This window comes from Vibrio crassostreae, from assembly GCF_024347415.1.
Lineage (GTDB): Bacteria > Pseudomonadota > Gammaproteobacteria > Enterobacterales > Vibrionaceae > Vibrio > Vibrio crassostreae.
The window spans coordinates 1,903,569-1,926,399 of sequence record NZ_AP025477.1 but is presented as its reverse complement, the minus strand read 5'-3'; the positions used below and the strand labels follow the sequence as shown (position 1 = coordinate 1,926,399).

Sequence of the window (22,831 nt, the reverse complement as noted above, 5' to 3'; positions counted from 1 at the left end):
CGAAAGCCCGTTTTTTTTCGTTGGTGGCTTTAGATCATAAACTAATCCAATTGCTCAGACAGGAAATCCACCAGCAGGCGAACCTTTGAAGATAGGTTACGATTCTGCGGGTAAAGCGCCCAGATCCCCTCTTTATCGTCTCGGTAATCGGATAACACTTCGACCAACTCACCAGAATCAAGATCTTCGCTTACGTAGTATTCCGGTAGCTGCACTAAGCCGATGCTCTGCTTTGCCGCATCCAATAAAGCTAAACCACTATTACACTTAATGCGCCCATTAACACGAACCGACCGAGGGCAACCATTTTCTTTAAAGCGCCAGTGCTCAAAGCCACCGACCAAGCATTGGTGATGGCTTAACTCAGAAAGCGTATGCGGCTCGCCATAACTCTCAATATATTCAGGGCTTGCACACACGTAGAGTTGTCGTTGGGAGAGCTTCTTTGCCACAAGGCTTGAATCTTCTAAGCGGCCAAGGCGAATCGCCACATCAACGCCAGAATCGATAAGGTCGAGCTTTTGGTTGGTCAGCATTAGCTCTAGCTCGACTTGCGGATGAAGCTTTAAGAATTGGTGAAGTATCGGTGCGAGTTGGCGTTCGCCATAGGTCACGGGCGCGGTGACTTTCAGTAAGCCTTTTGGTGTGGATTGCATCTGCGTGACCGCAAGCTCAGCAATTTCTAAGCCCTCGACCAGCAACTTACACTGCTGATAATAGAGTTGCCCAGCCTCTGTTAGAGACACCTTTCGGGTCGTTCGATTGAGCAGTTTCACTGCGAGTCGTTCTTCGAGGTTTGCGACCCTACGACTGATTTGAGCCACCGACGTAGCGAGTTTCTGCGCCGCACCAGTAAAGCTTTCACGCTCTGCCACTGCAACAAACTCAATTACCCCTTCCCAATTGGCCATGCATTTACCTTATGCTGAATTTTGGTTACCCATACAGTGTATTGAAGATAGATATCAGTGTCACCTTGCTTGATATGCTTTGCGCATAAATCTTCGCCAGCCACAACTGATTAAAATAACGCCAACCGATACCTGACATTTCTCAAAACTCCTTACCGAACACTAACAAAATCGTATTTCCCCCTGACACTCCTCCTACCACTTCATTGATATGTTGGTTCTGTACCGGAACACAGGTACTTCAACACAGTAAGGTACTCCTATGAAAAAATTAATCATACTTGCATCAACTCTTGTACTCAGCACAACAGCGTTCGCAGCAACCAAAACTACGATTCAAGAAACAACGCTAAAATCTGATACATTTGTTACTGAAGCGGAAGCATACGATGCAGGAACTAACCTTATGGATGAGTTAAGCGCAAAAACACCTTTTGAGCTTTCAAGAGAACTGCCACAGTTCCAACAAACAACTAAATACGATTCGTTCAAGATTGATGACGCGAACATGGAAGTGAAAAAAATCACTAACATGAGCGGCGATGTTCATTACCAAGCGAACGTAAAAGTTGACTACCGTTACACATACAAAGACGGTCGCAGCAGCTAATACCGAACGATTAATTAGATCTCAAAACCGACCTAGTATCTAAAAGAAAGCCCGTACTCATTGAGCACGGGCTTTTTTGACCTTCAGCGCTGATTAATGGAATTCAAACGAACAACCAGTATCAGCTCATATTCGTCTGTCTACTTTGAAAATTAAACTTCAAACTGAGACACTAGGCTATCTAGCGCCTCACACTGTTCTGCCAATGCCATACATGCATTTTCTGCGCTGCTCGCCATTTCAACCATTTGCATGGTGCTTTCAGCGATGCGTTGAACATTCTTATTCACTTCTTCGGACACTTGAGACTGTTGCGAAGCCGCCGTTGCGATTTGTGTGTTCATGTCGTTCATCTTGCCGATTGAGTTGCGAATCTCACTCAATGAAGATGCCGCTGTTCCTGCTTGAACAATGGTTTTCTCGCCACTCACTTTGCTTTCAGTCATTACACCAACCGCGTGTTTCGCACCAACTTCTAAGCGTTCAATCATTGATTGAATTTCGCCAGTGCTGTCTTGAGTTTTACTTGCAAGCGCACGAACTTCATCAGCTACAACCGCAAAGCCACGACCTTGTTCACCGGCACGTGCTGCTTCAATCGCAGCATTTAATGCCAATAGGTTAGTTTGTTCTGCAATACCTTTGATCACACCAAGGATTGAGGCGATGTTCTTCACATCTGTGTCCAGTTCTTGAACTACACCACCCGCGTTCTCAATATCTTGCGCAAGGCGTTCAATCGAAGTCACGGTCAAGCCAAGCGTGGTATCTGCCGATTCCACTTCATGGTTCGCCACGTTACTTGCGGTTGCTGCATCTAATGCATTGCCACTGACCACTTCACTGGTTGCTTGCATCTCATGAACCGCCGCCGCGACTACTTCACTTTCTCGCTGCTGATTTGAAGAGAACTCAGCAACACTCTGGGTTAACGATTTGATGTTTTCCATCTCAGCGCGTACCGCATTCGATGTGAAAATAACTTGTTCGACCGTGACGTGGATCTTGCCAACAAACTGATTGAAAGCAGAGCTTAAACGAGCAATCTCATCATTACCTTCGACCTTCATTCGTTGAGACAGATTACCGTCCCCCGAAGCGATTTCATTCATCGCTTTCTCAACGTCCTGAATGGGTTGAATAATGAAACGGTTCGACAACCACATCGCGAAGATTGCAGCGAATACAGCAACGGCCATACCGACTTCGATGATCAACTTACTTGATTCAATAGAGTCATCGGCTTGCTGGCGAAGCTCTTTCTGCTTCAGTTCAATCAAGGTTCTGATATCACGCAGTTGCTTACGAATAGTCGCAAACTCGGCATCTAATGCATGTGAGTAATCAATATTGTATTGGTGCGCGTTCGTAGGGTCTGCAAACATTGGTTCATGCAGCGCCACCCACTTACTCATCGCATTCACCAGCTTCGATAGCTCACCACGTGAAGATGGATCCAACACGCCCGCTTGATACAAGGTTTCGACACTTTGAAAACGAGGAACCGCTTTGTAAGCGTTGTCTTTAAATTCAAACTTTTGGTACTCAATCGCCGTTTGGTCTTTAGCAAGTAACAAACCTTGTGCCGAAGCGATGATTTGGTAGATATCGCGGTAACCATCTTCTAGGTTATCTAACACAGGCTGAACCACATTGTTGAGCTCGTTATTAATCGCAGCTTGAGCATTTGATCTGATAACGTTGAGCACGGTAACGGTAGAAAAAACAATCACAATCACCAACAGCGGGATCGCGATTTTACTCTTAATCGAAAGATTATTGATATTCATTGGGATTAATAACCACACTTCAAATAGGGATGCGCGCGCAATATACAGTACACATATGAAATCCCGCTAAGCTTTTGTGAGCTTCATCTCATAGCAAACGATACCGTGAATTCGTGTGATGTTTTTTCACTCAAAGGTTAACTTTCGGCGACTAAAATACTCTCTGATTTAGACTTATTTTCCGCTGATACGCGCAAATACTGGAGAAGTGTGAGAAATAACACCATAATGTAGGGCTCTAAAATAAGTAGGTAAGAACATGAAAATTTGTGGTGTTGAAATCAAAGGTAACGATGCAGTCATCTGTCTTCTTTCTCTATCAGATGGTGTATTTAACATTCCTGATTGCCGAGTTTCTAAAGTTTCAATTAGCGACGCAAACGACACACAGAATATGAAAGACTTTCAATTCTCTTTTGCAAAGTTAATGGAAGATTACCAAGTAGATAAAGTTGTAATTCGTCAACGCCAAACTAAAGGCAAATTTGCTGGCGGTGGCTTTGGTTTCAAACTAGAAGCAGCAATTCAACTGATCGACGGCCTAGATGTAACCGTTGTATCACCTGCTGACATCAAAGAGAGCCTCAAGCGCAACCCTCTAATGATGAAATTCAAAGAAACTGGCCTTAAGCAATACCAAGAAGCACCGTTTACTACGGCATATGCTTGCTTGATGAAGCGCTAATCAAAAGTCGCTAGCCAATATTTGATACAGAAAGAGCCTGAATGTTCAGGCTCTTTTTTGTTTCTAGTTACTGACGTTAAGTGGAGTTAATTATGATATACACACTACCGCTCTAACACTGTTCTCCTGCGAGCCTTAATCCATTCTGGCTTCCTCACCACCAAATAAACCGCCGCAGCAGACAAGGCAAAGCCCATCGCGCCATAGATGTCGAACGACTCACCGAAAATAAGCCACGCTTGGATTGCTGTCGTCGGTGGCACCAAGTAAAAGACCGAAGCCACACTTGAAGATGCACCGTGCTCTACCATGTAAAGCAACAATAGGATGGCAACACAAGACAGAACGACCACCAGCCAGATTAGAGTCAACGTGAATTCTACCGTCCAGTTCACTTGCATAGTTTCATAACGCATTGCGAACGGCAGAAACAACGCTGCAGAAGCCAAATATTGCACCATCGCACCGCCGACCATATCAGTGCCCTGACAGAAGCGCTTCTGATACAGAGTCCCGCAGGTAATACCAACCAAAGAAACCAAACACAATAACGTTGCCAAGCCTTTTTGGTCGTCTGACTGCCATTCAATATTGCCCATCAACACCAAACTAATACCCGCAAAACCAAGCGCTAATCCCAACCACTGTGCAAAATTAAAACGCTGCGAAGTACAGCTGATCATAATTAATGCGGTGAGAATCGGTTGTAAGCCAACAAGTAGAGAACTCAACCCGGCAGGCATACCCATATCAATTGCCAGATAAGTGCCACCAAGGTAGAAACCATGAATCAAGATGCCGACCACAGCAGCGTGGAAGAATGCTCGACCACGAGGGATACGACGCTTAAGGATTGCAATTAAAACTAAGAACAGCGCCACGTTGGCTACCATCCTTAGTGAAAGTAATGTTGCGGGTTCTGCGTATTCCACGCCAAGACGAGCGCCAACAAAGCCTGACGACCACAATATTACAAACACAAACGGAATCATTTTAATCAGCATTACAAACCTCTGGTCAACTCTTCATCAATGCTGTTACCTTAGTTGGGTACAGATAACTAATAAAGATACAGATATAACACTTTAAATGGTTACAGATTGAGTGTGAGCTATGAGGGAGAACAACGTGGAAGCAGAAGTCAGCGGCAATAAATATCTCGCTACCGAACAACATATTAAGGCTCAGATTGATAAAGGGTTATTTCACCCAGACGATCGCCTTCCCTCGATACGCCAATTAAGCGAACAATTGGGTGTGAGCAAAAACACCGTGATTCGCGCCTATCAAGAGTTGGAAGCGACGGGCTGGGTTTATTCGGTTCCCAAGTCGGGTTATCGCGTGAAAGCACCCAACACCACTAGCTGGGATGCATCAAGCCAACCTCAAAAAGTTGATCTATTATCTGTCACCAAATCGGTACTCTCTCGTCCAAAAGGTCGTCTAAAACTATTGGCAGGCTCAGCACACCCCAATATCAACAACCCTGCGATTCGTAGCTTGTACGCCGAGATCGGTCGCCACAGTCGTTTGCAAACTCAGCTTCCCGGTTATTACCAACTGCCTCCTGGAGACGAGCAATTAGTAAAGCAATTGTTAAAGATCACCCATGATCTTGGTGTGCCTGCGGGATCGAAAGAGATTGCGATTACTCATGGAGCTCAACAGGCGATCAGTTTAGCTTTACGTGCGCTCACCAAGCCGGGGGACATAGTGGCGGTCGAGTCGCCATGTTACTTCGGCAATCTACTTTTACTTGAGTCGCTTGGCTTACAAGCCCTTGAAATTCCCAGCAGCGTTAGCCACGGTATTGATATCCCATCACTACAAAGTGCGCTGGGCAAATGGGAAGTGAAAACCTTACTGCTAACGCCAAACTTTACCAATCCAACCGGTTCACGGATGCCATTGGCGAATCGAAAAGCATTACTGGAGATCACCGGATCTTTGCCGATTATCGAAGACGATGTGTTCGGTAGTTTGGCATTCGATACACCGATTGCGAGCTTGAAAGAGCTGGATGACCAAGACCGTGTCATCTACGTGAACTCACTATCCAAGACTTTAGACTCACGCTTGCGAATCGGTTGGTTACTTTCTGGGCGCTATCAGCCCTTGGTCGAAAAGTACCTTTTATGTGACAACATGGGCAGCTCAAACCTCATGCAATCCGCGGTGGGTCAATTCCTCACTACCGGTAAATATCGCAGTCATTTATCCAAAATGAAACGCCTCTACCAAACCAATCAAAAACAGTTCCAAAGTTTGTTAATTCAAGCTCTGGATAGTTACCCGCACCTTGTCGGACACTACCACCTATCAAAGCCGGAAGGCTCATTTCTCAACTGGATAACACTGCCTGAGTCGGTCGACAGCTATGCCGTCTATCAAGACTGTTTAAAGCATAAGTTGGGGATTTTACCCGGTACAGTGTTTGGGACCAATGACCAATACAAACACTGCTTGCGCTTCACTGTCGCTAACATTGAGGAGAGCAAAGAGTGGAAAGAAGGGATTGTGACGCTGGCGAAGATAATAGCTAAGCACGTACGTTAGATATTTTGAGTATTCGACTAATATTCTCAATCAAGAGTTAATAGCTTTGACCTTATTAACATATTAAACATTAGAGATTCGCTACACTCGCAGCCTTTCTATGCTTGGCAGAATTAAACGTGGCAACAATAAAAGATGTAGCAGCACTTGCAGGGGTTTCAACAGCAACGGTTTCTCGTGTATTAAACCGAACCTGCTACGTTGAACCTATCACGCTAGAGCGCGTAGAACGTGCAGTAAAAGAGCTCAATTACCACAAAGATGCTCGCGCAACAGCCTTGGCAAGTAGAAGCAGCAATACGCTTGGATTACTGACTGGCAACCTTGCCGATCCATTTTTTGCTCTGGTCGCGAAGAGTGTCGAAGAAGTGGCTAGAACCAATGGTTACCAATTGGTCGTGGTAAGTGGCGGACACAATGCTCAGCGAGAAAAAGAAGGCCTCGACTTTCTTATCAGCCAAGGTTGTGAAGCAATGGTCATTCATTCAAAGATGCTCGATGACACCACGTTACTGCGTTACTCCGCTCAATTACCTGCAATGGTTTTACTCAACCGCACGATTGCTCAAATATCAAATCGCTCTGTATGGGTAGATAATAAACTCGGATCTCAAATATCAGTACAGCACCTCATCGAGCTGGGTCATCGAAAAATCGCCTATGTCTCGAGCGACCTTCCAATCCAAGACCGAACAGACCGTTTACAGGGCTACCAAGAAGCGATGAAAGCGGCCAATATCGAAATACAGCCTAATTGGATCATCAACCAAAACTTTAGTGAATCAGGTGGTGAAGCGGCGGGTGACATCTTAGTAAACCAATGCCCCGAGGTCACAGCCGCCGTCACCTTCAATGATGTAATGGCTGCAGGCTTAATGACGAGCTTGCAAGATCAAGGCATCTCGGTTCCCAACGATATTTCTGTGATCGGCTTTGATGATGTTTTGCTCGCTCGCTATCTTTACCCTCGGTTAACCACCATGCACAACCCTATCGACGAGATGTCGACTTATGCGGCTAACCTTGCCATAAAACTTAAAGCCGCAGGATACGCCCCTCCTAAGCAACATAAATTCGAAGCGACACTGGTTGAAAGGCAGACGGTTAAGTCAATCAAGCACTAAAATGAGACGAAACGTGACCAAAATCTCATGTATACACCTCATGTAACCGCTTACATGAAAACAGCATTGAAGTCGCACTTTCGATTTCAGAGCACGCTTATTATCCATTCCGAACAAACCCTACATTCACCTGAGGACAACAAATATGAATAACTCAAAGCCTCTACCATCGTTCGGATTAGCATTAGCGCCCATCGCCGTTATGTTTGCGCTACTTGCTATTGGATACGGTGTTTTAGGACTTCGCATTGAAGTTCTGCTACTCATTTCTGCGACTTTCACCGCATGCATTGCTTGGAAGATGGGCTACAACTGGGATGACATCATCAACGCGATTGTTGAGAAACTTGCAAAAGCGATGCCTGTTATCTTGATATTGGTTTCGGTGGGCGGTCTTATCGCAAGCTGGATGATCAGTGGCACAATCCCTTATATGGTTTACTGGGGGCTTAAAGTCATCAGCGCTGAATACATACTTATTGCTGCCTTTTTCGTTACTGTTGTTGTCTCTGTATGTACTGGTACTTCTTGGGGATCTGCGGGCACGGTTGGTGTTGCACTTATGGGCGTTGCGGCCGGTCTAGATGTATCATTGGCAGCTGCCGCGGGTGCTGTTGTTTCTGGCGCATATTTTGGCGACAAGATCTCCCCTCTTTCAGACTCAACTAACTTTGCGCCTGTCGTTTCAGGCACCACATTGTACGAACACATTCAGCACATGCTTTACACAACGCTGCCTGGGTTTGTGATTGCATCAGTTGTCTTCTTCTTTGCAGGCCAAAGTGCAGATATCGCGAACGTAGGTGAACCAGAAAAGGTCACTCAAATTCTTGCGGGACTGGATAGCCTATACAACTTCAATATCCTTTTGATCATCCCACCAGTGATGATTCTGTGGGGCGCACTCACCAAAAAGCCTGTTCTACCACTGATGTTAGGTGCGTCTGCTCTTGCGATTGTATTAGGTATGGTTCTACAAGGTTTCTCTCTACAACAAGGTTTCCAAGCTTATGTCGACGGCTTCAATGTCGCTCTGTTTGAAGCGAAAGGTACAGCGATTGATGGACTAATTCCTGATGTGTCTAAGCTGCTAAACCGTGGTGGGCTGTTCTCAATGATGAGCACCATCCTACTGGTTTTCTGTGCGTTCTCTTTTGCAGGTGTTTTAAGCCTAACCGGCGCTTTGAATGTGGTACTAGGTCGTTTCTTGCATATGATTCACTCAACAGGACAACTTATCGCATCAACAGTGATTGCAACCATCACAGTAGTATTCACGACCTCTGACGGTAAATTAGCACTTCTTATCCCTGGTGAACTGTTCCAGAACGCTTACCGTAAAATGGGGCTAGACACTAAAAACCTATCTAGATCCATTGAAGACGCAGGCACAATCATCGAACCACTGGTTCCTTGGACTGCGGCAGGTATTTACATGGCAAGCACGCTCGGTGTAGCGACGCTAGATTACCTACCTTGGGCAATCCAATGTTACACCGGTGTCGTTTTCGCTCTGATTTATGGCTTCACTGGGTTTGGTATTGCACGTGCAAAGCCTGAACAGTCAGAAGACTCCGTAGAAACTTCTCTAGCTCACAGCACTAAGTAAGGCTCACATCCTATGAATTCTTTCGACAATACGATTAACCGCCGAAATACAGGGTCGGTAAAGTGGGACTTTATGGAGCAGAAGCTAGGACTGGAAGGGTCTGACTTATTGCCAATGTGGGTGTCTGACTACGATTTCCAAGCTCCTCAGCAAGTTCTCGACCGTTTAGCTCAAGATATCGCTCATGGTATTTTTGGGTACTCAGAACGTCAGGATGACTATTACCAAGCTGTGATTGATTGGTTTAAAAACCAACATAACGCTGACATCGAAAAAGAGTGGATAACCACGATACATGGTGTATTGCCGGGTATCGCAATGGCGCTGCAAATGCTCACGCAAGTGAATGACCAGATCGTTATCCAAAGCCCAGGTTACGGTTCATTTCGTAAGATCATCGAACTGAATGACCGCAGAGTATTGAACAACCCGTTGATTGAATCTGATGGTCACTACCAGCTTGATTTTGCTCACTTGGAAGACTGCTTTGCGAGTGGCGCCAAAGCATTGATTTTCTGCAACCCACACAACCCAACAGGCAGAGTATGGAGCGAACAAGAGATCCTGCAAGTCGCCGAGCTTTGCCAAAAACACGATGTATGGCTGATCAGTGATGAGATTTGGAGCGACCTAGCGCTAACATCCAACATATTCCATTCAACATTGAAACTACCAAGTTCGCTAACCGACAAACTTATTGTGGCAACTGCGGCCAGTAAAACTTTTGGCTTATCATCATTAAGAATTTCGAACTTCATCATTCCAAATGCAGAATTGAAGGAGCAGTTTGTTCGACGTTTAGATGCTCATGGCATGGATTGCTTCAACAATCTATCAATGTCCGCAGCGACCACTGCATATCAAGAGTGTCAAGCTTGGTTAGCGGACTTAAAACAGTACCTACAAGACAACATAGAAACGCTGAGCGGATTCCTAAAGACAGAGTTGCCTCATATTCGTTTCACAAAGCCCGAAGCGACGTACCTAGCATGGTTAGACTGCCGTGCAATGAAATTAAGTGATACTGAGCTTGAACAAAAGATCATTGATGCTGGCATTGTACCGAGTATGGGATGTGCCTTTGGCGAGGAAGGTTCAGGGTTTATTCGTTTGAATCTAGGGTGTCCTGCAGAAGTATTAGCGGACGCTTTGGTGCGACTTAAAGCGGCATTAAGTGCAGATAACTAAGCAATAAAAAATATAATCCAACCCATACAACAAAGCCCCACTCAACTGAGTGGGGCTTTCATCATTATCATTCCTGGCTTAATTAAAAGCGATTAACCTTGCCAAGCGAACTGCTCAAATACTTTGTCTACTGGCGTTTTAGCAACGTGGTTTACGTAGTTACTGATCACTTTCTGTGACAGGCCAAGAATCACTTCTAAAACTTGCTGTTGGCCGTAACCCGCTGCGAAGAATGCTTCCATTTCGTTTGCTGGCACATTACCGCGGTTGCGTACCATACTCAGCGTAAAGTTATGCAGTGCTTGCAACTTCTCAGTTGGCATTGCGGTGCGATTACACAGTGCTTCAGTAATTGCCGGATCAACCTTCATTGAGTGTGCAATGCCAGTATGAGCTGGGACGCAGTAGTGACATTCGTGTTCAACGTTGATGGTTTGCCAAACCACCGTTAGCTCTTCAGCATCGAAAGATGAGTCACTAAACGCCTGATGAAGCTGAGTGTAAGCTTTAAGCGTGTTTGGGGATTCAGCCAACACACCAAACAAGCCTGGAACTCGCCCCATCTGTTTTTTAGCGCCTTCAAGAATAGGTTTGCTCTGCGCGGGTGCTGATTCTATTGAGTGAATTTTGAAGTTGCTCATTGTTTTATCCTTATCAATTTATGATTTTAAAGTTATTCAATTACGGAGCAATTAATTACTGTTCTCCGTTAGTGTGAAAACAATATAGAACAAATTAGAACGATCGTTCAAGTGTTATTTTGAACATATGTTCAAGTTTTACATTGAAGCATGACGAATATCTTTTGCTCATAACAAGAAAGCCCATCAAGTGAAACCTGATGGGCTTTCATTCATCTAAGATTTTATTTTAAGCAACTACCAGTATTCAGCATGAGCCAAAGCTTCAACACAGCTAGACTGTTCGCTCGCCACTTTGATTTCACCGCCAGTCAGCGATTGAGCGATCCAACCGTGAGGGTAGCTCAACTCGAATGGTGCTGGGATCTGCTCAGTAGTGATTTGCTCAAAACCTACTTTTGAATAGTAACTAGGATCACCGTATGTCACAGCAAGCTCGACACCCTGTTCCTTTAGAGTCTGTAAGCCGAAGTTGATCAGCTTTTGGCCGATCCCACGCTTTTGAACTTGAGTGCTCACCGCTACTGGAGAGAGCAAGTAAGCCTTAGTTTCGTCATCAAATGAAAGCGGAGTAAAAATAATCGCGCCTACAATTGTGCTTCCTAATTCACGAGTATCATCTTCCGCGACAAAACAAAGTAGCTCTGTTGGATCTGTGGTCGTTAAAAGATCCTTGGCAAGCTTACCTACTGTTTTACCCTCGTTCTCGCCTTCTGAATCAGTAAAGGTTTGAGTAAAAAGTTGCGTGATCGTTTCGATCTCGCTTGAATCATATTGTCTAAATTTCATGGTGTTCTTCACTTACTGTACTTTCTTCAACACAAAGAAGTGATAATCAAAATCACGCTTAGCTGAGCCTTGAGAACCTTCCACAAGTTCGCTGTTACTGAAGAATTGTTTAATTTCATTGTCGCAATCTGCGAGCGCTTTTGAATTTAGCATCGTTGCTTTCAAAGACTCGACTTGCTTTTGCAAAGGCTGATAATAGGCAAGCCAGCCGGCGTCGCTCATCGCAAAGTCATCCAAGACTTGGTAACCCGCCGCCTTTGCATGCTTGATACGTTCAGCTACCGTGGTCATATCTGGGTACTCTTTCTGCCAGAATACTTTGATTGATTCGTTTGGATTCTCGGTGTTCCACACCAAATCATTCACGACCAAGATGCCATCATCGATGAGTAGCTTCCGCCACTGCTTAAGTGCTTTCTGAACACCCATGATGTAAGCGCTACCTTCTGACCAGATCAGGTCGAATGACTTAGCTTCAAACGGTAGATCCATCATGCTTGCACATACCGTTTTGATATTGCTTTCGAGACCAAGTTCTAGTGCTTGTTGACTCAGAATATCCAAACTCGGTTGATCATTGTCTAACGCTGTTATTTGCACGTCCGTTTGATGTTCAACTAAGGCTTTCGCTAACACCTTGGTCGCGATGCCTTTGCCACAACCAATCTCAAGTACGCGCTTAGGTGTAACCGGAACTTGTGCCAATGCTGCTAAGGTATCTTCAACCGTTCCTGGCCCTAAACGCTCTAAGTCCTCAAAGATAGCGCCAAAATCCGCCATGTATTGATCATGTTCATTCATGTCTTTCGATAACCACTTCAATCGCAGCGCTTGTTTCTCATCAAAGCCCTGCTTAATTAACCAATCGAGGTGTGCATCTGGCGCAAGCTTATCCATCGACTCATGCCACTCGTCTAGACCACCTTCACCTAGCATTGCTGCTAGTAGGTCGCGTGATCGTTGCTTTTGAACGAGCTCTTCGTCCAACTGCTTGAGGCGATTTTCCAGTAAACCGCGATCTATCTTTGCATCTAAACAAGCTTGGCACTCTTTGAGCGTCAGCCCACCCGCTTGCAATTGCTGTAACAAGCGAACACGTTGTAGATCCTTTTCAGAATAAAGACGATAACCATTGCTCTGGCGTTGAGCCTCAATCAAACCTAGCTTGCCGTAATACAACAATGTGGAACGACTCAGCCCAACTAATTCGGCCAGTTCAGATATACGATACATGCACTTCCCCTCTCATTTCGGTAGCAAAGATAAACTATGAAGTTGTAGTCAGGTCAACAGAATTTTAGACACTTTTCTCGTTCTTTACCTATTTACCTTCAAACTGATAAAACGATCTGAGTGTGGTTTTAACCATAGAACGGTTAGTCATCGACATTGCCTGCACGGGATTCAGGAAAAGGAGAGGATTAAACTTGATGAATTGAAAACAATTGGCTCATAAACATACTTCTTTCTAACCGAATTTTGCTAACTTCTAAATTATTCAACAATGGACGAACGTTAACTAAACGATAAATACAATCACCCAACAAATAGATCAAAAGAGCACAGATATCATCTAAAAATGCCTTCTTAACTTTTTTAGAAAAATTCAAAAATAATTAGAATTTAATCCCTAACTTTACTGAGTAATTTGTTAGTCTTGGAAACAATTATTTACAATCCGACTAAAAATTAATTGGATCGCTAGAGGTTGTTTTTCTTGAATATGAAATTATTCGGCAGTTCCCTAATCCTTTCAGGGACTGCATTGGGGGCTGGCATGTTGGCTATCCCAATGGTGTTGGCCCAATTTGGCTTCATGATCAGTTCAGTGCTGATGCTACTTATCTTTATCGGCACGACTTACTCTGCACTCCTACTGGCAGAAGCGTGTACTAAAACTAAAGACAACAGTGGAATGAGCAGTGTTGCTTACCTCACTCTGGGCAGCAAAGGTAAACACTTTATCAATGCACTCTTTTATCTGCTGCTGGTATGCATGCTCATCGCCTATATCTTGGGTGTCGGTGACATCATCCATAAGCTGCTGCTCGATGTTGGCGTAAACATCTCTGCATCTGCTGCTTATACGGTTTTCAGCCTATTTATGGGTGTGATTGTGGTAGCGGGTAAGTCTTATATCGACAAGTTGAACCGTGGCCTATTCATCATGATGGTGGTGATGCTGTTTATTGTTATTGCCTCTCTGTTCAGCAATATTCGTCTAGATTACCTAACTCAAACTAGCCAATACACGGCCAATGACGTGGTGCAGTACAGCGCGGTTATCTTTACTAGCTTTGCCTCTATGGTGGTGATCCCGTCACTGGTTATCTACAACCGTGAAGCGACTCAAAAGCAGATCCGCAATATGATTCTGTTAGGTTCAGTGATTCCGCTAGTGTGCTACCTCACTTGGTTATTCGCGATTATCGGTAACCTTGGCACAGACGCGATCAGCCAATTCCACAACATTTCAGAGCTGATCTCTGCGTTTAGCGGACAATCTGCTTGGTTGAAAGTGGTGATTGCTTTGTTCTCTGCTTTAGCCTTGGTGACTTCTTTCCTTGGTGTTTCTATGGCGTTGTACGACCAAAACAAAGACGCGGTGACCAACAACAAAGCGTTGGCTTATGCGTTGACCTTCATCTTACCTTTGGTATTAGCAGAGCTGTTCGCTAGCCAGTTTGTCAGCATGCTCGACTATGCAGGTATGGTGCTGGTGTTCCTAGCTATTTGGGGACCACTCGCAATGGTAGTTAAGGTTCGCAGACCTGACTTCCCTCACCTACAAACCGAAGGCAGCTACACAGCAGCCGGTGGCGATACCGCACTGATGGCAACATTTGGTTTTGGCGCGCTAATTTTCGTGTCTTGGTTTATGGGTTAGATAGAGGCACAGTATCAACCGCTGTCGTGGTGATATGTATGTGTTTGTGAGTGAAGACTAAACAAGTACCTCACACTCACATCAAAACACAAAAAGCCAGTGAGTATCTGCTATTAACAGTAGATACTCACTGGCTTTTTCAGTATTTGAACGTGATTACTGAGAATTAAAGAGACGTTCTTATTGAGTTAAGTTGTCAAGTAACTGCTCACATTGCGCTTTGAGCGATTTAAGTTCGTTTTCATTCATCTTAGACAAACAAAATATCTCTTCTGGGACAGTTTGCGCGCGCTCTTTGAGTTCAGTCCCTACAGGAGTTAGCGTAATTACTCGCACTCGTTCATCTTCAGCACTACGTTTACGAAGCACATAACCTTTTGCTTCTAAACGCTTAAGTAATGGAGTCAAGGTTCCTGAATCTAAATGTGTTTTAGCGCCTAACGCTTTGACATTTATCTCTTGTTGCTCCCAAAGCACCATCATCACAATGTACTGTAAATAAGTAAGATCAAGCGCTTTCAGCAGAGGTTGATAAGCTCGACTCATTGCATTTGAAGCACTGTAAAGTGCAAAGCACACCTGATTATCTAACTTTAGATATTCATTTTGGTCGCTCACGATCACCTCGTCAATAAATTAAATTGCACACAATATACTTGCACACGTAAGTTTTATCAATTAAGCTAACCTCAAAATAAAGTTGCGCACAATTTAATTTTACACAACCATTTTAAGGATTAAGACAATGACAACACTCTACACTACTTCTGCTACTGCAATTGCTGGTCGTAACGGCCAAGTTTCTACTGACGATAATTTGCTTTCTGTTGCATTAAGCTACCCGAAAGAAATGGGCGGTTCAGGTGAAGCAACGAACCCTGAGCAACTGTTTGCTGCGGGCTACTCTGCGTGTTTCTCAAATGCTCTACTTCACGTAGCGAAAGAAATGAAAATCAAGATTGCATCGGCGCCAACAACTGCAACTGTTGGTATCGGTCCAAATGAAAATGGTGGTTTTGCTTTAACCGTTTCATTAGCGATTGAGCTCGACTTGGCTCAAGAACAGGCTGTTACGCTGGTAAAAACCGCTCACCAAGTTTGCCCATATTCAAATGCGGTTCGTGGCAACATTGATGTGAAATTGTCGGTTAACGGACAAACGCTTTAGTCGCTTTACCCAAAAATGTCCCACTAAAAAAATGTCCCGCATTAGGCGGGACATTTTTATATAAGATGGAAAACTTCTAACTCTGAAAGATTAGCTCTTAAACGTGTTTGCAATCTCTTTCAATGAAGCCGCCAGTTCAGCTTGTTCTTTGGCTGTTGCTGCAATTTGAGTTGCGCCAGTGGTCGACTCCGTCGATTTCTGCTCTACTGCCATCACGTTTTGCGCGATATCTTGGGTCACAACCGCTTGCTCTTCCGTTGCTGTGGCGATCTGTTCGGTCATGCTGAATATTTCGCTTACCGATGCGGAGATTCCTTGTAAGGTGTGCTCGACCTCTTTTGAATCCTCAACTGCTTTAGACGACATCTTCTGGCTGTTATCAATCACATTAAACGCCGTTTGAACATCAGACTGTAGCGAGCTGATAAAGCCTTCAATTTCAGCTGTCGATTGCTGAGTACGTTGTGCTAGCGTGCGAACTTCATCAGCCACTACCGCGAATCCACGGCCTTGCTCACCCGCTCGTGCCGCTTCAATTGCCGCGTTCAATGCCAGTAGGTTGGTTTGTTCTGCTACCGACTTAATCACATCAATCACACTGTTAATGTTATTGCTGCTCTCGTGTAGATGCGTGATTTTTTCCGCTAGGTCATTAATTTCAGAAGCCAGTTTTTCGATAGAGTGGTAAGAGTTTTGAACCGTACTCAAACCTTCTTGCGACTGCTCATCGACCAGTTTAGCGGAGCTTGCTGTCTGCTGAGTTTTAGCGGCCACTTCATTTACCGTTGCTGATAACTCTTCTGTCGCCGTCGCAACTAAACCGATTTGATCTTGTTGTTGAACCAGCGTGTTCGAGTTGTAGTGACAGGTTTGCGAGGTTTCTTCAGCGGCTGAAGCTAAGGTCAGACTCGACTGAGACAGATTGTCGATAACGTTTGAAAACTTCTCTAGCGTTTCGTTGAGTGCCGAAGATATCTGGCCAAGTTCGCTGTTACCAACGTACTTAGCACGAACCGTCAGATCGTTGTCATTACGAACTTTAGACAACATCACTGTCAGATCTTTCACTCTCATCGTCAGGTCGCTGATCGCCTTAACGCTCACGAAGGTTGCGAACAAAGTAATCAAAGCAAATAGACCAATACTCATCATCATCGCAGACTGCGCCTCTGACATCTTTTTCTCGGTCAGCGCAATCAGTGATTCAGCTAGGTGGTTTTCTGTTTTCTTTAGCTGAACAATACGAGCAGTAGATTGAGAGAACCAGTACACAGGGTCAACATCAAAGCCGCTCATCTTAGATTCAGCCAAGCTACGAAGCTTTTCTACTTCTGCCACAGAGCGGTCATTTAACTGTTGCTCAAAGAAGCGAACGTTCGCTGGGTTGCTCAACACTTCATAGTTCGAGAAGTAGGTATTTTGCTCTGTCACTAAAGAGATGAATTTCACCAGCATACCCGGGCCAAATTCATTTTTAGAAAAGGTGTTATTCAGGACAGCACGCTCGATACCCGCTCGCTCTTTACCTTGCAAGAAGTTGTAGTAAGCGATGGTTTCTGTAGTGATGGTGGCATCAGAACTCAGCTCAGCAATTAACGCCGATACACTCAGTAGCTTTGCATTCAGTTGGGTGTAGTAACCCAAAGCCTCAGACAGAGGAATCGATTGAGAATCCACTCGATTTCGAATGGTCGTTATCTGATTAAGGCTTTGGCTTATCTCTGTGTTCAGACGGCTAATCTGTGGCAGATTGATATTAGCAGACTGCCAGTAATCGTTTCTTTCATTACGTCGGTTATCGGCATTGGTTCTCTGCGCGGCTAATTCATTGACAAACTTGGTTCCTTGAGAGCCAATAAAGCCAGCTGTCATGCCTCGCTCTTTTTGTAACTCATGCACTAACTCACTGTACACAACCGAAAGGCGTGTCAGTTGATTTAATGATGCCATTTCACTCTTTGTTTCTACGCCTTTGGATATCGCAGAAACACTGAGCCAGAGAAACCCTAAGATCGGTAAAATAAGCAAAGCGATGATTTTTTGCTTAAAAGACATATCGGTTAACTTCATTTTTATTTCCTAGCAGCTGACGAATCTTTATCTATCGTGTAATTAGACACACTTCTAAAACGGTGTACCTTTACCGAGATCATAATAATATTTAGTTTAATCAATTACCGTGCCATAACGGACGACAATCGATAACGCTAGCATTTAACCTTACAAAATTCATTGGTTTATTTATAAATTTGTTAGCTATGCAGCGTTAGAAAACACAAAAAGCGTGCAACAACATTTTCCCGACGCAAGTGACTGAAAAATGACAGTTTTTCATAACCCTAAAGAGGTACATTCGCACGCTTTTTCTGCTCAGTTGTCGCTATATATTCAGCGCCAACTATGTATAATGCCGGGCTCAAAAAGTTACGAATTCAACTAAAGTAGAAGCATAATTAGAGGTTTTTATGGACTGTCCCACTTGCGAAGAACACATTGGATGGGAATGGGTAGAAGAAGCAGCAATCGAACCCAATGAAGAGTTCGATTGCCCAGAGTGCGAAGAAACGCTGATGTACACTATCGATGAAGGCACCTATTACGGCGCGCAGCATAAAACCGTCGAAGTCGTCGACGACTAGTCTTACTTAGACATTAGATAATGAGACCAGAATAAAAACTGCCAAACCTTGTCTATTAATTGCATTCAATCGAGCACCTTATGCACCAACAAGATGCAAGGAAGACAATTAAGTTGAGCAAAACACACCTTTACTGGAACGAGCGTTCAGCATAAAATATTGAACATATGTTCAGATTAATGAAGTAAATGTTATGGCCAAGACCGCGAAGTTCGATAGACAAGATGTAGTAGATAAAGCAACGAACCTGTATTGGGAAAAGGGCTTTCACGCAACTTCTATGCGTAACCTGCAAGATGTGATTGATATGCGTCCGGGTAGCATCTACGCGACATTTGGCAGCAAAGAAGGTCTGTTTAAAGAGACGCTTGCTCGCTATACCGAACTTGGCATCCTCAATCTGAACCGTTTCCGCAGCGAAGCAGACTCTCCAATCAAAGCGCTCGAAAGTTTCGTCAAACGTGCTGTGGTCGAATCAAAACAAAGCTCGCCAAATGGCATGTGTATGCTGGCAAAAACGGTCGCAGAACTGACTGATGAACACGCAGAGTTATTAGAAGAGGCGAAGAGATCTCTTAAGATCATGGAAGGTGAGTTCGCCAAGCTGATTGCAGAATCACAAGAATTGGGTGAGATCAGCAAAGAGCGTGAACCGACTCAGCTTGCTCGACATGTTCAGGTTCAAATTGCAGGGCTACGCACTTATGCAAAAACCAGCGATGACACAGAGCTACTCAACTCAATGGTTGAAGACATCTTCAAGTACCACCCTTTTTAAGAGCTGAACTTATCAATTGGAAAGCCATACAAAAAGACTCCACTGCTAGCCTAAAGCACTAGAGCGGAGTCTTTTTAGTTTTGAGCTAGTTAACTTTATAGATGATTAACTTTAGTGTTTAAGGGTTACACCTTTCTCATGATCAACGCCTGCGCATTGAGCATCGCCTCTTTGGTGCTGACATCTAACGTTTTCACATTTGCAAAGCGCTCGACTTCTTTGATCGCCACATCGTGAGCGAAGATCACCAACCTCGCCCTTTCAATGTCTTTCTGTGTGATGCGATTGCCTATTCCGTTAGCACCTTGTGTCTCAACCTTAATCCGAACCCCGAGATGATGTGCCGCTTTTTCCAGAGACTTCGCAGCTAAGAAAGTGTGGGCAACACCTGACGGACAAGAAGTGATTGCGAGTACATCCGCTTGCCCTTCTTCTGTCACCGAGCCACCTGCAAACTGGTTGGAACTCGCCTCGCCTTCGACCACATTTTTTTTCAGCAGTATCACAATTAAAGCCGTGGTTAGCGCACCCGCTAGTGTGCCAATGATGTAGCCAATCTTGCCATCCACCACTGGCAACACAATCCAGCCGCCCCATGGTGCATGGTTCACTACATGGAACATAAAGCCAACAACGTTACCGACAATGCCACCAGCAACAACCGCAGGCAGAACGCGTGCAGGGTCGGCAGCAGCAAATGGGATCGCACCTTCACTGATGCCGATCATTCCCATGATCCCTGCGGCTTTGCCCGCTTCGCGTTCGTCGCGTTTAAACTTCTTCGGCGATATAAAAGTCGCCAGAGCCATACCGAGTGGTGGCGTACAAATCGCAATGCCAACGCCACCCATCAACCAAGGTTGGGTATTTACCTGAGTTTGAGCAAACAGTGTAGCGACCTTATTGATTGGTCCTCCCATATCAAAGGCGGTCATCGCGCCTAAAATACTGCCGAGCACCATTTTTCCGGAGCCAGCCATACCCGTGAGCATTTGGTTCATCTCAAGCATCACTTGAGCTATCGGAGATCCAATCACCCACATTACCGCACCACAAGTGACGAAGGTACCGACGAGTGGATAGATGAAGATCGAGCTCAGCGAGATCATGCTGTCTGGCAGTTTGATCTTCTTAAGTAGATTCACCACAAAGCCCGCAAAGAAGCCGACCACTATCGCCCCAAGAAAACCGGTGTTATATTGGTTAACGGCAACCCAAGAACCAATCATGCCCGGTGCTAAACCCGGTTTGTCGGCCATCGAGTACGCAATGTAACCGCCCAGCACCGCAGTAAACAACGTTAATCCCGCAATGCCCATCTGTGCGATATCAGCTAACACGCCACTCTCAGGAACTGCGCCGTGACCGGATATCATCACCGACAAAGACAACAACACACCGCCCGCAACCACGAACGGAATCATGTGCGAAGTGCCATACAATAAGTGCTCTTTCAAGCGATTCAGAGACTGCGCCCAAGGGCTGAGTGGCTCAACGTAAACTTCCTGATGGCTAGAGGCATAGCTATCAAAGGAGTCGGAATTGGCTTCGAGAAACAACTCTTGAGCCTCTTCGACTGACTCGACTGCCTTTAATTTTGTAACAAAGTCATCTTCAATCAGTTTGGTTGAAATCTGTGCCAGCACCTCGATATGGTGGTCGTCATTATTGTCTGGCGAAGCGAGCATAAAAAACACATCAGACAGTTCACCGCCATCGGCACCATAGTCAATCCCCGTTCGGCTGATACCTACAGCAACGGCAGGTTTAGCAACGGCAGTGCTTTTCGCATGTGGAATCGCAATACCATCATCAAACCCCGTATTACCAATCGCCTCACGCTTCCAGATATCATCAAGGAATTCACTTTTATTCGAGAGCTTACCAGCGCGATCGAGTAACTCAACAAGCTCTTCAAATACTGCCTGTTTTGAGTCTGCTTGTAGCTCCAAACAGATAATCTCGGGCTCGATAATATTAGTGATATCCATGGTCTATTCTGCCTCGCCTGATTTCAGACTGAAGTAATTAGGTTCTTCCGACCTAAATAAAAATTTCGATGTTAATAAGATGAAAAGATTAACGGTGTGAAGGCACTCAATATATAGGACGAAAGGTGCATTAACTGGATTATTGTAACCAAGAACTCAGAGTGTGACTTTCACCTTGGAATAAAAAACGGCAATCCATAAAATCCACAGAACCCATAAACATATCGCCCCTCCTCTATGCGAGCTTTCCATACTGGATTTCCCACGCAAGATGGCTTTTACAAAATAGCTTCTGAAAGGTAGCTTATGTAACGTAACAGGGACGAGAATAAGCCGAGAATAATAATGAGAATTGTAGCGGTAACTGCGTGCCCTACAGGCATTGCGCACACCTATATGGCAGCTGATGCTCTAAATAAAACAGCCCCTAAGTTCAACGTTTCAATCAAGGTTGAGACGCAAGGCGCTATGGGTATTGAAAACTTACTGACCGCCCAAGATATTACTCTCGCAGACAAAGTATTAATCGTATCTGATATCGATATTGAACAACCAAGCCGGTTCGACCCAGCTAAAACCTTATTCATTCCCATGGAAGAGGTGTTGTTGAGTGTCGATAAAGTCTTTATTAAGCATTGTCGAACTTAAACTTTTCATGAACGAATATCAGATCACCTTCTTCGTTAACGATCCTGCCGCAAACTCACATGTCGCGCAGCCCCTTACTCGATTAGCGAAGAAGTTCAAAAGCAACATCCGCATTATCAACATCACTCAAAATCGAACCGCTGATCTATCCAAATCCGTCGCGATGCTGCAAGTAGGTTTACTTCGTGGTGACTTGTGTCAGATAACCGCGGTTGGGATTGATGCGGAGCTGGCCTGTTTCGTTCTCAAAGATGTAATTGCTGAGCATTACGACATGGTTGGCTCACAAGTGAACCATGAATTCTCGAAAGATCTAATCCAGCGTATGCCGCAAATATGCCCGCCCTGTGACATCAAGTGGCACCATGCCAAAGCACAAACTCAACTGACCAAATTTGAATGCTTGAAAGGCCTAGCTCACCTTGTTTATCCAGAAGACCCAGATGAACTAATTCTGGCATTCATTAAACGAGAAGAACGCTCGTCTACGTGTGTGTCACCGGGTATCGCCTTGCCGCATGTGATGTTTGAATCGACTCAAGATCTTTCGATTGCGGTCATCGTCAGTGACGACCCGATTGATTGGGCTTCACGCATTGGAGAGGTGCACGTTGCTATCGCTTTAGTGCTTCCAACTAAGCCACAACGCGAACACATTGTCGCGGCCACTAATCTAACCAGAAACCTACTTCACGATCAGGTTAATGAGCGTCTGCAAAAGACTCGAAGCAGTGTCGATCTACAAGCTCTGCTCATGTACATATCATCTCGCCTGCTTTAAGGCTACTCACTCAAAAATACGGTCTCAACTAAAAAA

21 protein-coding genes are annotated in these 22,831 nt (G+C 44.8%); 12 read left to right on the top strand and 9 right to left on the bottom strand.

Annotation, left to right across the window (positions count from 1 at the left end):
- Positions 1-41 precede the first annotated feature (41 nt).
- Entirely contained in the window at positions 42-911 is an 870-nt protein-coding gene (locus OC193_RS24230) for a LysR family transcriptional regulator (protein WP_048663786.1), read from the bottom strand.
- A 262-nt stretch (positions 912-1,173) separates the two neighbouring features.
- On the opposite strand from OC193_RS24230, the gene OC193_RS24225 reads away from it, so the two are divergent.
- Complete coding sequence (locus OC193_RS24225) at positions 1,174-1,521, top strand: DUF3316 domain-containing protein (RefSeq protein WP_048659007.1); 348 nt, start codon at positions 1,174-1,176, stop codon at positions 1,519-1,521.
- A gap of 152 nt (positions 1,522-1,673) precedes the next feature.
- Here the strand turns inward: OC193_RS24225 and OC193_RS24220 are convergent, their stop codons facing one another.
- Positions 1,674-3,311 carry a methyl-accepting chemotaxis protein gene (locus OC193_RS24220; RefSeq protein WP_048663787.1) on the bottom strand — a complete coding sequence of 546 codons (1,638 nt, stop codon included), beginning with the start codon at positions 3,309-3,311 and terminating at the stop codon, positions 1,674-1,676.
- Between the two features lie 259 nt (positions 3,312-3,570).
- Between OC193_RS24220 and OC193_RS24215 the strand changes: the two genes are divergently transcribed.
- The gene (locus OC193_RS24215) at positions 3,571-3,996 is read left to right on the top strand and encodes a DUF3010 family protein (RefSeq protein WP_017069797.1); all 426 of its coding nucleotides are present in this window, start codon (positions 3,571-3,573) and stop codon (positions 3,994-3,996) included.
- A 104-nt stretch (positions 3,997-4,100) separates the two neighbouring features.
- On the opposite strand, the gene OC193_RS24210 is transcribed toward OC193_RS24215, so the two are convergent.
- Positions 4,101-5,000, bottom strand: coding sequence for a DMT family transporter (locus OC193_RS24210; RefSeq protein WP_048663788.1), 900 nt, complete (start codon positions 4,998-5,000; stop codon positions 4,101-4,103).
- A 124-nt stretch (positions 5,001-5,124) separates the two neighbouring features.
- Between OC193_RS24210 and OC193_RS24205 the strand changes: the two genes are divergently transcribed.
- The 4 genes from OC193_RS24205 (at position 5,125) to OC193_RS24190 (ending at position 10,473) form a co-directional block, all read left to right on the top strand.
- The gene (locus OC193_RS24205; RefSeq protein WP_048663789.1) at positions 5,125-6,552 is read left to right on the top strand and encodes an aminotransferase-like domain-containing protein; all 1,428 of its coding nucleotides are present in this window, start codon (positions 5,125-5,127) and stop codon (positions 6,550-6,552) included.
- 119 nt (positions 6,553-6,671) lie between these two features.
- Entirely contained in the window at positions 6,672-7,676 is a 1,005-nt protein-coding gene (locus OC193_RS24200) for a LacI family DNA-binding transcriptional regulator (RefSeq protein WP_048663973.1), read from the top strand.
- A gap of 145 nt (positions 7,677-7,821) precedes the next feature.
- The gene (nhaC, locus tag OC193_RS24195; RefSeq protein WP_048663790.1) at positions 7,822-9,285 is read left to right on the top strand and encodes a Na+/H+ antiporter NhaC; all 1,464 of its coding nucleotides are present in this window, start codon (positions 7,822-7,824) and stop codon (positions 9,283-9,285) included.
- Positions 9,286-9,297: 12 nt separating this feature from the next.
- The gene (locus OC193_RS24190) at positions 9,298-10,473 is read left to right on the top strand and encodes a MalY/PatB family protein (RefSeq protein ID WP_048663791.1); all 1,176 of its coding nucleotides are present in this window, start codon (positions 9,298-9,300) and stop codon (positions 10,471-10,473) included.
- Positions 10,474-10,565: 92 nt separating this feature from the next.
- Here the strand turns inward: OC193_RS24190 and OC193_RS24185 are convergent, their stop codons facing one another.
- The 3 genes from OC193_RS24185 to OC193_RS24175 form a co-directional block, all read right to left on the bottom strand.
- Positions 10,566-11,114 carry a carboxymuconolactone decarboxylase family protein gene (locus OC193_RS24185; RefSeq protein WP_048663792.1) on the bottom strand — a complete coding sequence of 183 codons (549 nt, stop codon included), beginning with the start codon at positions 11,112-11,114 and terminating at the stop codon, positions 10,566-10,568.
- Between the two features lie 237 nt (positions 11,115-11,351).
- Complete coding sequence (locus OC193_RS24180) at positions 11,352-11,915, bottom strand: GNAT family N-acetyltransferase (protein WP_053083653.1); 564 nt, start codon at positions 11,913-11,915, stop codon at positions 11,352-11,354.
- Complete coding sequence (locus tag OC193_RS24175) at positions 11,916-13,136, bottom strand: MerR family transcriptional regulator (RefSeq protein WP_048663793.1); 1,221 nt, start codon at positions 13,134-13,136, stop codon at positions 11,916-11,918. It abuts the gene before it with no gap.
- Positions 13,137-13,626: 490 nt separating this feature from the next.
- Here OC193_RS24175 and OC193_RS24170 point away from each other — a divergent pair, with 490 nt between their 5' ends.
- Positions 13,627-14,790 (top strand): amino acid permease, encoded by a 1,164-nt coding sequence (locus OC193_RS24170; protein WP_048659000.1) that lies wholly within the window; start codon positions 13,627-13,629, stop codon positions 14,788-14,790.
- A gap of 180 nt (positions 14,791-14,970) precedes the next feature.
- On the opposite strand, the gene OC193_RS24165 is transcribed toward OC193_RS24170, so the two are convergent.
- Positions 14,971-15,408, bottom strand: coding sequence for a MarR family winged helix-turn-helix transcriptional regulator (locus OC193_RS24165; protein WP_048663795.1), 438 nt, complete (start codon positions 15,406-15,408; stop codon positions 14,971-14,973).
- A 127-nt stretch (positions 15,409-15,535) separates the two neighbouring features.
- On the opposite strand from OC193_RS24165, the gene OC193_RS24160 reads away from it, so the two are divergent.
- A complete protein-coding gene (locus tag OC193_RS24160; RefSeq protein WP_048663796.1) occupies positions 15,536-15,958 on the top strand; it encodes an organic hydroperoxide resistance protein in 423 nt (140 codons plus the stop codon).
- Between the two features lie 90 nt (positions 15,959-16,048).
- Here OC193_RS24160 and OC193_RS24155 read toward each other — a convergent pair whose 3' ends face one another.
- Positions 16,049-18,028, bottom strand: coding sequence for a methyl-accepting chemotaxis protein (locus tag OC193_RS24155; protein ID WP_048663797.1), 1,980 nt, complete (start codon positions 18,026-18,028; stop codon positions 16,049-16,051).
- A 395-nt stretch (positions 18,029-18,423) separates the two neighbouring features.
- Here OC193_RS24155 and OC193_RS24150 point away from each other — a divergent pair, with 395 nt between their 5' ends.
- Positions 18,424-18,597, top strand: coding sequence for a hypothetical protein (locus OC193_RS24150; RefSeq protein ID WP_165887214.1), 174 nt, complete (start codon positions 18,424-18,426; stop codon positions 18,595-18,597).
- Positions 18,598-18,790: 193 nt separating this feature from the next.
- The gene (locus tag OC193_RS24145) at positions 18,791-19,375 is read left to right on the top strand and encodes a TetR/AcrR family transcriptional regulator (protein ID WP_048663798.1); all 585 of its coding nucleotides are present in this window, start codon (positions 18,791-18,793) and stop codon (positions 19,373-19,375) included.
- A gap of 125 nt (positions 19,376-19,500) precedes the next feature.
- Here the strand turns inward: OC193_RS24145 and OC193_RS24140 are convergent, their stop codons facing one another.
- Complete coding sequence (locus OC193_RS24140; RefSeq protein WP_048663799.1) at positions 19,501-21,366, bottom strand: fructose-specific PTS transporter subunit EIIC; 1,866 nt, start codon at positions 21,364-21,366, stop codon at positions 19,501-19,503.
- Between the two features lie 345 nt (positions 21,367-21,711).
- On the opposite strand from OC193_RS24140, the gene OC193_RS24135 reads away from it, so the two are divergent.
- Both OC193_RS24135 and OC193_RS24130 read left to right on the top strand, forming a co-directional pair.
- Positions 21,712-22,014, top strand: coding sequence for a PTS fructose transporter subunit IIB (locus OC193_RS24135; RefSeq protein WP_017069788.1), 303 nt, complete (start codon positions 21,712-21,714; stop codon positions 22,012-22,014).
- A gap of 7 nt (positions 22,015-22,021) precedes the next feature.
- Positions 22,022-22,795 carry a PTS sugar transporter subunit IIA gene (locus OC193_RS24130; RefSeq protein ID WP_048658994.1) on the top strand — a complete coding sequence of 258 codons (774 nt, stop codon included), beginning with the start codon at positions 22,022-22,024 and terminating at the stop codon, positions 22,793-22,795.
- Positions 22,796-22,831: the final 36 nt, after the last annotated feature.

Bases quoted from the DNA above. Each gene is read 5' to 3' on its own strand.
- OC193_RS24225 (WP_048659007.1), top strand. From the start codon at position 1,174: ATGAAAAAATTAATCATACTTGCATCAACTCTTGTACTCAGCACAACA.
- OC193_RS24170 (WP_048659000.1), top strand. From the start codon at position 13,627: ATGAAATTATTCGGCAGTTCCCTAATCCTTTCAGGGACTGCATTGGGG.
- OC193_RS24190 (WP_048663791.1), top strand. From the start codon at position 9,298: ATGAATTCTTTCGACAATACGATTAACCGCCGAAATACAGGGTCGGTA.
- OC193_RS24175 (WP_048663793.1), bottom strand. From the start codon at position 13,136: ATGTATCGTATATCTGAACTGGCCGAATTAGTTGGGCTGAGTCGTTCC.
- OC193_RS24230 (WP_048663786.1), bottom strand. From the start codon at position 911: ATGGCCAATTGGGAAGGGGTAATTGAGTTTGTTGCAGTGGCAGAGCGT.
- OC193_RS24150 (WP_165887214.1), top strand. From the start codon at position 18,424: ATGGACTGTCCCACTTGCGAAGAACACATTGGATGGGAATGGGTAGAA.
- OC193_RS24215 (WP_017069797.1), top strand. From the start codon at position 3,571: ATGAAAATTTGTGGTGTTGAAATCAAAGGTAACGATGCAGTCATCTGT.
- nhaC (WP_048663790.1), top strand. From the start codon at position 7,822: ATGAATAACTCAAAGCCTCTACCATCGTTCGGATTAGCATTAGCGCCC.
- OC193_RS24185 (WP_048663792.1), bottom strand. From the start codon at position 11,114: ATGAGCAACTTCAAAATTCACTCAATAGAATCAGCACCCGCGCAGAGC.
- OC193_RS24210 (WP_048663788.1), bottom strand. From the start codon at position 5,000: ATGCTGATTAAAATGATTCCGTTTGTGTTTGTAATATTGTGGTCGTCA.
- OC193_RS24130 (WP_048658994.1), top strand. From the start codon at position 22,022: ATGAACGAATATCAGATCACCTTCTTCGTTAACGATCCTGCCGCAAAC.
- OC193_RS24135 (WP_017069788.1), top strand. From the start codon at position 21,712: ATGAGAATTGTAGCGGTAACTGCGTGCCCTACAGGCATTGCGCACACC.
- OC193_RS24155 (WP_048663797.1), bottom strand. From the start codon at position 18,028: ATGAAGTTAACCGATATGTCTTTTAAGCAAAAAATCATCGCTTTGCTT.
- OC193_RS24140 (WP_048663799.1), bottom strand. From the start codon at position 21,366: ATGGATATCACTAATATTATCGAGCCCGAGATTATCTGTTTGGAGCTA.
- OC193_RS24145 (WP_048663798.1), top strand. From the start codon at position 18,791: ATGGCCAAGACCGCGAAGTTCGATAGACAAGATGTAGTAGATAAAGCA.
- OC193_RS24220 (WP_048663787.1), bottom strand. From the start codon at position 3,311: ATGAATATCAATAATCTTTCGATTAAGAGTAAAATCGCGATCCCGCTG.
- OC193_RS24160 (WP_048663796.1), top strand. From the start codon at position 15,536: ATGACAACACTCTACACTACTTCTGCTACTGCAATTGCTGGTCGTAAC.